7 protein-coding genes and 1 pseudogene are annotated in these 9,054 nt (G+C 64.0%); 1 reads left to right on the forward strand and 7 read right to left on the reverse strand.

The genetic code is table 11. From position 1 onward, the window contains the following. The first annotated feature begins 166 nt into the window (after positions 1-166). Positions 167-2,152 (forward strand): hypothetical protein, encoded by a 1,986-nt coding sequence (locus tag EN969_RS35865; protein WP_244514235.1) that lies wholly within the window; start codon positions 167-169, stop codon positions 2,150-2,152. A 151-nt stretch (positions 2,153-2,303) separates the two neighbouring features. Here the strand turns inward: EN969_RS35865 and EN969_RS35230 are convergent, their stop codons facing one another. From EN969_RS35230 to EN969_RS06535, 7 genes and pseudogenes are all read right to left on the reverse strand, one after another. Further along, entirely contained in the window at positions 2,304-2,468 is a 165-nt protein-coding gene (locus EN969_RS35230) for a hypothetical protein (RefSeq protein ID WP_164745797.1), read from the reverse strand. A 937-nt stretch (positions 2,469-3,405) separates the two neighbouring features. Then, positions 3,406-3,759: a cupin domain-containing protein gene (locus EN969_RS06510; protein WP_024503728.1), complete on the reverse strand. Its 354-nt coding sequence runs from the start codon at positions 3,757-3,759 to the stop codon at positions 3,406-3,408. A gap of 332 nt (positions 3,760-4,091) precedes the next feature. After that, positions 4,092-4,985 (reverse strand): sugar phosphate isomerase/epimerase, encoded by an 894-nt coding sequence (locus EN969_RS06515; protein WP_063169118.1) that lies wholly within the window; start codon positions 4,983-4,985, stop codon positions 4,092-4,094. A 63-nt stretch (positions 4,986-5,048) separates the two neighbouring features. Continuing rightward, the gene (locus tag EN969_RS06520) at positions 5,049-5,987 is read right to left on the reverse strand and encodes an ABC transporter substrate-binding protein (RefSeq protein ID WP_013529341.1); all 939 of its coding nucleotides are present in this window, start codon (positions 5,985-5,987) and stop codon (positions 5,049-5,051) included. 76 nt (positions 5,988-6,063) lie between these two features. Then, positions 6,064-7,062, reverse strand: coding sequence for a COG4158 family protein (locus tag EN969_RS06525; protein WP_027162931.1), 999 nt, complete (start codon positions 7,060-7,062; stop codon positions 6,064-6,066). Further along, positions 7,059-8,603, reverse strand: a complete 1,545-nt coding sequence (locus tag EN969_RS06530; RefSeq protein WP_024503725.1) for a sugar ABC transporter ATP-binding protein — start codon at positions 8,601-8,603, stop codon at positions 7,059-7,061. Before EN969_RS06530 ends, EN969_RS06525 begins: the two co-directional genes overlap by 4 nt. Next, positions 8,600-9,054, reverse strand: a pseudogene (locus tag EN969_RS06535) (carbohydrate kinase); the annotation flags it as partial. The pseudogene EN969_RS06535 and the gene EN969_RS06530, both read right to left, overlap by 4 nt.

The following is a 9,054-nucleotide window of genomic DNA, read 5'->3' on the forward strand; positions in this document are numbered from 1 at the left end:
CTGCATGCGTCCTTGGTCGGCCATTGCCCGCTACGGAATATCAACTGCGGCGATCTATCGGAACGCGACCGGCGCCCCGCCATCCGCAACAATTCGCAAGGACCAGAAGGATCCCGAAGAAAGCGACGCTCCGAGAGCGGTAAGGCCTTGGCGAATACCAAGGCGAATGACCAGACATCGCTTTATGAACTTGGCAATACACCCAGAACGCACGGGCACGGCAATGCCAAATTATCTTGCCGAAATGTATGCAAACGACGTAAATCTGGCCATTCTGAGCGCAGTGGTGACGCTTGCATCGGTGGGCGTCTATCTTGTGCTCCGGCGTATCCTTGCCGCAGTGCGACGGCGCCGCCTTGCAGCGTTTGACGAAGGCAGATCCGGTTTCGCCGACGAGGCTTCTTGGGAATGGGAAAGCCCGGACGGACTTGTCGTCGGGCCTGCTTCTTCCAAGGCTGCCAACCCCTTGCATGCGGTCGGCCTGGATGTTCGGGCTCAAAATACCAACTACTCTCGGTTCGGAGTGCGAATCGAACATTTCGCCGCGACATCCGAACCCAGCGGGTGCTCGTCAGTGGTCGAGACCGGTGCTCCTGCACCGAACAGAGTGCAGTCTGGCCGGCTTGCAGCATCCATCAGCGCGATCGCGGAACGTGGGAAGCGGATTTGCGGGTCGGCATGGAACCAATTGCGCCATAAGGCTTCACCGCCAAAAATTGCTCCGTTGGCCTATGCTGCGGATCGCGGTTTGAATTTCACAGCTCAGTTGAGAGATCCCGACCCGGCCATGGCGCCTGCCTCAAACCCTGTCGTTCGCAGGCCGATCGTTCTTGTATCGCGCTTGGGTCTCGCCGCCATTTGTCTGGCCGCGCCGATTGGCTATGCGATGACGAGACAAATCTGGGTCGAAAGCGCTTCCGCCATCTCGCAAACCCAAGACCAGGCCCATCGAGACCTTTCGCGCCCGCTGGGATTTCAGGCGAGTGCCGAATTGCTTGGCCCGGATCTCACGGCTAACCAGGCGCAAACCGGGACGGATCGTGCTCAGGCTGCCGCTGCGAGACAATTGGCCGACCAGGAGCACCGGGCGGCGGAAGGCGAGCGTGCCAGGAGCGCCGCTCTGCAGGGAGCGCTCCTCGAGGCGAGCAAGCAGATCCACACGCTGAGGGCAAGCATGGCAGCTGCCGATGACGCGCGCGAGGAGCGGTTGCGCAATGAACTCGCGGCAGCCCGCACCCTTGACGCGTTGCGGCGCATTGCGGGAGAGGCCGGCACGATGCTGAGCGAGGGCGCCAGCTATGTCCTTAAGGAGATGCCCGCTGCTCATCTCGAGCAGGAGCAAGCCCAAAGGCAGGCGCGCGATTTATCGCAAGCGCGCGTCCAAATTGAACAGCTTGAGACCGAGGCCGCCAAGGATCGCGCCACGGCCAAGGCTTCACTGGTGCAGGCGAGCGGCATACTCGACGACGAGCGCCGGAAGACGGAGCTGCTTCGTGGCGATCTCGCCGAAGCGAAACTGGCCAATGCCGCACTCATGAAGCGTACGGCTGCGGCTGAGCAGGAACAGACCGACGCGGTCACAGCGAGACAACAAGTGGAGCGGACCGCAGCTGACACGGAGCGAACGCTCGCACGAGAACGCGCTGCAGCAGCAGCGGCCGTTGAGGAGCTGAAAGAAGCTCGCATCGAGCGCCAGGCGGCTGAACTGGAGCGAGCCAAGGCAGTCTCAGCGAAAGAGCGTGCCGAGCAGGCCGCAACCGAGACGGCACAGGCCCTGGCACGGGAACGTACTACAGCCGTCATGAATCGTAAGGATCTCGACAGAGCACGCATCGAGCGCGAAGCCGCCGCCCAAGCTCTTTTGGTGCGTGTCGCTAAGCTTCAGGAGGCTCTGGACGAGCAACGCAAGGCCACTGTTTCTCTTGCCCGCGACTTGGCTGCGGCGCGCGGGGACAACGACAGGCTCAGGACTGAGCGCCGCAGCGCGCAGATCGAACCGCCCCTGAAGCCGCGTTCTGGCCGCGCGGCAGCCAGCCAGGTGAAGGCCGTCAGCAAGAAGATTGGCAAGGTTCGCAGCCCTTCGCGGATGACCCGGGTGCGTTCGATCACACTTCCTTATTCGCTCTTGCCAAGACACGTGACACCGCAGTGATTTCCGACTGCGCGGTCGCTTCCGTGGAAGGCCATTTTTGATGCCCCGCACCCCTTCGTAATGCACCCGAGGCCTGCTGCCATTTCGGCCAAAGATGAATGGCCTCTCGAATTCACCCTGCTTCATCAGCGAGAGTGTTCTGCGCGATGCGCTATGTCAGGCCGATCACGCTGCCTGTCGCGTCCAATTCGCATTGGATCGCCGCCTGCCGCGTTTCCACGCTGCCTTGCCGCGCATAGTCGATGCTGACCTCGATGGGGGCCGAGATCGTCGCCCGACTCAACTGATGTACGAAGCCCGCGCTGGTGACGCGCACGCTGGTCGCCCCCAACGGAGCGGCGGCCGACTCGATGGCATCATGGCAGGCCCGAACGACTTTATCCGGGACGCCCGGCAGCGCCTCGGTTCGGCTGACTGTTGATTGAGTTTTGCTGTCGCTGGGAGGCTGGAGAGCGGCCGGGAGGTCGAGCGACTGTCCGCCCCTTGCGGACGCAACAGCAGTGGCGGTGGCCGAACCTACAGTCCCCGGGGCTGTCGTAGTGCCGCTTGTGCTGGTCTCGCCGTCGTCCGCCGACGAACTGGAGCCGCCGGGGTCGTCGCCAGTCCCTTTGTGCGAGCCGCCCTGGTTGCCGCCGGCGTCATGACCTCCACCGCCCCCATGGTCACCAGAACCATGGCCGCCGTTGCCATGCCCTCCGCCTTGCTGACCACCGGTTGCAGCTCCTGCGCAAACTACCGCGATCGAGCAAGCTAAGACGAAATACGCACAGGTGAATCCACGCGATTGACGCACGACGACCTCCATGGATGCGTCGGTCCAACCGTCTTTCCGCGGCGTGCAGTCAGAACGGCGCGAACCGCCGCTGCCCCCGAGGCAACCTCGCGATTGCCGCGCCCCCGAAAGAACTAGGGGATCAATCCGGTCTATCAAGGATACCTGGCCGGCAAGCACCGATGAGAGGGCGCTTGGCTGGCGAGTGCCGTATCATTCATGTCGAGGCCGACCGTCTGGATGACGCCGCAGACGCCTTCATGACCCAATGACCGGAGTCCGAGGAGTGGCCTGGCCGAGGCCCCGGCGAATGCAGAGATCAGCGAATACGCTTACCGCGCCCAGGTCAGCGCACCTCCTCCGAGCCATCGGCGACACCCAGGCGATGTCGGTGGGATGGCCTCCAAAAGGCCCCCGGAGGCACGAAAAAGCTTCGCTTGAGCACTCGCCGCGATGGCGCGGCCAGACGGATCACCCCGCTTCAGCCGACCCGCACGACAAAATGCTTCGTCACCGGCTCGATGATCTTCCAGGTTCCCTTGAAATCCGCTTCCACGACGAAGGCATCGCCGGGGCCGACCTCGACCGGCGTGCCGCCGTCCGGCGTGATGATGATGCGGCCGGCGATCATGTGCACGAACTCATAGTCGGTATAGGTGGCGTGATAGGTGCCGGGTGTCGCCCGCCAGGTGCCCGACAACACCTTGCCGTCCTCGGTCGTGTGCTGGACGGCGGTTTGCATGGTCGGCCTGCCCTCGACGACGATCCAGCCAGCCAGATCGCCTGCGTCCGCGTGTTCGACGGTGCCGAATTTGAGGATTGTCTCGCGTGTCATGTGCTGAACTCCGTTTGGGGATTGCGTGGCGCTGTTTGCCTGGCCGGTCAGATAACCGATGCACCTGCCGCGAGCAATGCCGCCGCCATACGGCCGGCACCTTGGCTGACGGTGCATCAAACAAAAACCCGCCTGTGCGGCGGGTCACTGGCGCAAATCAGCACCATAGGCAAAAATGTACCATAGCTGAGGTCACCGAGTCAAGAAAAAATTCCTATCGCGAAAAAGCTGGCGGCGCAAAAGCTGCCAGCACTGGCTGCCATAAGGCCGTTTGTTGATTTGAAGTCAGAGCCCTGCCATGCGGCGCACGCCGCGCCCTCTCGACGGGCGGGTCAGGGTTTGTGGCGCGCCGAAACGAGTTCCGCCTTGCGCCTTGCCGTCTCCAGCCCGAGCCCGATGAAGGCGCGCGCGTGCTTGGCCAGCGCCATGTTGTCCGTCCACAGATTGCGCCAGATGGCGGTCTTCTTCGACAGGTGCTCATCGACGATTTCCGAAGAGAAGGATTCGAAGCTGAGATCGTCGCTGTAGCCGATCGCCGTCAGCGCATCGAAGATCGCGGCGAAATCGATATTGCCGGTGCCGAGGAAGCCGCGATGGCTTTCGCCGATATGGACATAGCCGATCTTGTCCGCGGCTTGATGGATGGCCAGCCCGACATCGGCCTCCTCGATGTTCATGTGGAACGTGTCGAGATGCAGGAAGATGTTGTCCGAGCCAGTGTCCTCGATGAAGGCCAGTCCTTGCGCGGCGGTGTTGAGCAGATTGCTTTCGAAGCGGTTGACGATCTCGAGGTTGAGCGTGACGCCGGCCGCCTTGGCTGTTTCGGCAACCTTGGCCAGCGTGCCGGCACTGCGCTGCCATTGATCGCGCGTCGGCGCCTCGACCTGCAATCCGTGGCTGGTCGAGAGAATGCCGGCGACCTTCCGGCCGCCGAGGTCACGCGTCAGCGCGATGGTATCGTTGAGGATTTCGACGCCGCGCGCGGCAATCGCCCTGTCGGCGCTCGAAATATCGCCGTCAACAGGCAATCCGATGCTGATCGCCACGCCGAGGCCAAGATCGGCGATGCGCCTGGCGAGCCCGCCGATGTCGACATCGGCGGGGTCGAGATAGGAGAATTCGATGAGATCGAAGCCGGCCTCCCTGGTGTTGGCCAGCGTGCGCTCCAGATCGGCCTGAGCCGAGCTCGCCGACCAGACGAAAGAATGGATTCCAATACGCGACATCATCGTCTCCGGTGCTGACAAGGTGCGGCCGGGTCATCCCGGCCGCACCGGTCTTGGAAGAATTTAGCGGGCTGCGGTCCAGCCCTTGTAGTCCTTCAGGTTCTCGGCCGTGATCAGCTTCGGGTCGAGCAGAACGGTCGGCTCCGCCGGCTTCTTGCCGGCCAGCAGCTCGGCCGCCATCGTCAGTGACTGGCCGGCCATCACATAGGGATCCTGCGAGGCCGAGGCCTTGATCATCGAGGTGCCGGAAGAGAGTTCCTTCTCGATATCGGGCGCGCCGTCGACGGCGGTGAAGATGAACTCCGAACGGTTGAGCTGCTTGGCAGCGAGCTGGGCGCCGATCGCCGTCGGGTCATTGATGGCAAACACCGCATCGATCTTGTCGAAGCGGGTGAGCAGCGACTGGAACACCTTCAGGCCGCCGTCGCGCGAGCCTTCGGCATTCTGGTCGTCGGAGAGGATCTTGATGTCGGGATGCTGCGAAAGCACGTTCTTGCAGCCCTTCACCCGCTCCAGGATCGACGACGATGCCGGTCCGTTGAGGATGACGTAGTCGCCCTTGCCGCCGGTGTGGTCGACCAGGTACTGGCAGGCCTCTTCGCCGGCCTTGACGTTGTTGGTCATCACGGTGACGTCGGCGCCCGGCGCCGAAACGTCGAAGGCGGCAACGACGATACCTGCGGCCTGTGCCTTCTTCACCGCCGGCGCGATCGCCTTGGCGTCGACGGCATTGAGCATGATCACGTCGACACCGGCGGCGATGAACGAATCGACCTGCGAGACCTGCTTGTTCAGGTCATAATCGGCCGATACCGAGGTCACCTCGACCTTCGGGTTGATCTTCTTGGCCGCGTCCTCGATGCCCTTGATGGTGGCGACGAAGAAGGGATTGCCGAGCAGGCCGACCGAGATACCGACCTTGTTGAGGTCCTTGGCCGAAGCAGGCGCGATGGCGAGCGACGCGAGTGCGACGCCGCAGAGCAGTTTGGCGATGGTCTTCATTGCTTTCCTCCGATTGCCCCGCGCCTCTCACGGTGCGTTACACAAACCGGTCGTTGACGCCGGCGACTAAGGTCAATCACGTTCTTGCTCCTGCCTGGAGCCTGTAGCGGTCGAGGGCGACCGCCACGATGATGACCAATCCCTTGATGATGTACTGCCAGATGTCCGAGACACCGGCCAAGATGAGCCCGTTGGAGAGCACCGCGATGATCAGGCCGCCGATCAGCGTTCCCCAGATCGAGCCGACGCCGCCGACGAAGCTGGTGCCGCCGAGAATGACCGCGGCAATGGCGTCGAGTTCGTAGGACTGGCCCAGCTGCAAGCCGTTGGCGGCGTAGAGCCGGGCCGCCGACATGGCGCCGCCGAGGCCGGCCAGCAGGCCGGAAACGCCATAGACGAAGAGCAGCACCAGCGGCACCTTGATACCGGTCAGCCGCGCCGCTTCGGCATTGCCGCCGACGGCGTAGATCCAGGTGCCGAGCACGGTGCGCTTGAGCACCAGCCAGGACAGCACCACCACCGACAGTGCGATGATGACCAGCCACGGGATGCCGAACAGCGAACCGTTGCCGATGAAATCGAACGGCAGGTCCGAATTGAACACCGTGGTGTCCTGGCCGAGCAGGCGGGCGACACCGCGCACCGCGGTCAGCGAACCCAGCGTGACGATGAAGGGCGGCAGCTTGATGTAGGCGATGAGCAGCCCGTTGATGAGGCCGAAGCCGAGGCCGACCAGAATGGCCGCCGGCACGCCGAGCAAACCCCAGTCCGGCACCAGCGATACGATCACCGCCACCATCGCCGATGCGGCGAGGATGGCGCCGACGGACAGGTCGATGCCGCCGGTGAGGATGACGAAGGTCATGCCGGCCGCCAGCACGATGTTGATCGACGACTGCTGGGTGACGATCAACAGGTTGGTCTCGGTCAGGAAGCGCGGGTTCAGGAACTGGAAGCCGGCCGCCAGCAGGATCAGCACCGGCAGCATGCCAAGGGCAGCGAAAGCCGTGCGCAACCGTCGGCTCGTGCCGGTGGCCTGGCCGCCTGCGCTGATCTCGGTCGCCTTGTCGGTCATTGCTGAGCCGCTCCCGTTGCAAGTTCCATGATTTCCTCCTGGCTTAGCGGTTCGCCTTGCGATGCCGTCACCTCGCCCGATATCTTTCCGTCGCGCATCACCAGCACGCGATCGGCGACGCCGATCACCTCGGGCAGTTCGCTGGAGATCATCAGGATGGCGATGCCCTGCTTGGCGAGATTGTCGATCAGCCGGTAGATTTCCGATTTCGCTCCGACATCGACGCCGCGGGTCGGCTCGTCGAGGATGACGACCTTCGGCTCGGTCTCGAGCAGGCGGGCGAGCAGCACCTTCTGCTGGTTGCCGCCCGACAGCGAGCCGGCATTGGCCTGCACCGAACTGGTGCGGATGGAGAGATCGGCAACGGCCTTGGAAGCACGCCTTTCGGCGGCCGCGAAGTCGCGCAAGCCGCCGGCGCGCGAATCCCGCGCCAGCACGCCCATGCTGATATTGTCGGAGATCGACATGTCGAGGAACAGGCCGAGTTCCTTGCGGTCCTCGGTCAGATAGGCGATGCCGGCATCGAGCGCCTCGCGCGGCGAGCCGATGGTTACAGGTTTGCCGTCGAGTTCCAGCGTGCCTGAAATGTGCCTGTCGGCGCCGAAGATCAGCCGCGCAAGCTCTGTGCGGCCGGAACCGACCAGACCCGCCAGCGCCAGCACCTCGCCCTTGTGCAGGTCGAACGAACAGTTTTTCAGGAGACGGCCGTCGGACATGGCGCGCACCGAGAGCGCCACCGCGCGCTTTTCATCCGGCGGCCGATGATCCTTCTTGTAGAAAGCCGACAAATCGCGGCCGACCATCATCGAGACGAGGCGCGAGGCACTGAGGTCGGCACGCTCGAGCGTGCCGACATAACCGCTGTCGCGCAGCACGCTGACGCGGTCGGCAAGCTGGTAGACCTCTTCCATGCGGTGGCTGATGTAGATGATGGCGATGCCTTGCGATTTCAGCGTCGCGATGACCTCGAACAGCCGGTCGGTCTCGCGCGAGGTCAGCGACGTGGTCGGCTCGTCCATGACGATGATGCGCGCATTGGTCGATAGCGCGCGGGCGATCTCGACCAGCTGGCGCTCGCCGAGCGACAGGCTGGAGACCATGTCGCGGGCCGAAAAGGAAACGCCGAGCCGCTTGATGATCTCGCTGGCGCGCCGGGTGCACTGGTCGCGATCGACGATGCCGAAGCGTCGCGGCTCGTTGCCGAGGAAGATGTTCTGCGCCACCGTCAGATTGGGCGCCAGCGACAGCTCCTGATAGATCACCGCGACGCCGCTGGCGCGCGCCTTGATCGGATCGCCGGTCGCAGCCGGCATGCCGTCGATCAGGATCTCGCCGCCGGCATCCGGCCGATAGGCGCCTGAAAGCACTTTCATCAATGTCGACTTGCCGGCGCCGTTCTCGCCCATCAGGGCGTGCAGCTCCCCGGCATGGACGCTGAGCGAGACATCGTGCAAGGCACGGATCGCGCCGAACGTCTTGGAGATGTGGCGCATCTCCAGCACCGGCTGGCGCGCCGTCTCAGCCTGGGCAATCGCACTCATCGCGCGCCTCCCACTGCCGCACCGGCGACGCTCTGGTCCATCGTGGCGTCACGCCAGTTGCTGCGATAGCCTGCCAACCCGGTGAAACGCGACGCGTGCACCGGCTCTGGAACTTCGGCGGCGAATTCGCGCCCGACGCTCTCGAAGGCGAGCGCCGCTGCACCCGTGGCGCTGCCCTCCAGCGTGGCGCCCTGCAGGAAAGCCTGGCCGGGACGCAACTGCGCCAGCAGTCCGGCCAACACACCGCCTGTGTTCAGCCCGCCATCGACGATCACCGTGTTGTTCGAATGGATGAGGTCGAGCGACAGATCGACCATCAGCGCGACGTAGAGCAGCGCGGTGGCCGCGCGTTCCCCGGCATCGGGCATGCGCCCCACCAGCCGGCCGGACTGACTGGGCATCGGCCCGCCTGGCGCGAAGCTCGGCAGCGCCATGATGCCGGCATCGATCA

The organism is Mesorhizobium sp. M7A.F.Ca.CA.003.01.2.1, from assembly GCF_003998945.1.
Classification (GTDB): domain Bacteria; phylum Pseudomonadota; class Alphaproteobacteria; order Rhizobiales; family Rhizobiaceae; genus Mesorhizobium; species Mesorhizobium ciceri.

Coding starts and splice junctions, on each gene's coding strand:
- EN969_RS35865 (WP_244514235.1), top strand. CDS start 167: ATGACCAGACATCGCTTTATGAACTTGGCAATACACCCAGAACGCACG.
- EN969_RS06510 (WP_024503728.1), bottom strand. CDS start 3,759: ATGACACGCGAGACAATCCTCAAATTCGGCACCGTCGAACACGCGGAC.
- EN969_RS06515 (WP_063169118.1), bottom strand. CDS start 4,985: ATGTCGCGTATTGGAATCCATTCTTTCGTCTGGTCGGCGAGCTCGGCT.
- EN969_RS06520 (WP_013529341.1), bottom strand. CDS start 5,987: ATGAAGACCATCGCCAAACTGCTCTGCGGCGTCGCACTCGCGTCGCTC.
- EN969_RS06525 (WP_027162931.1), bottom strand. CDS start 7,062: ATGACCGACAAGGCGACCGAGATCAGCGCAGGCGGCCAGGCCACCGGC.
- EN969_RS06530 (WP_024503725.1), bottom strand. CDS start 8,603: ATGAGTGCGATTGCCCAGGCTGAGACGGCGCGCCAGCCGGTGCTGGAG.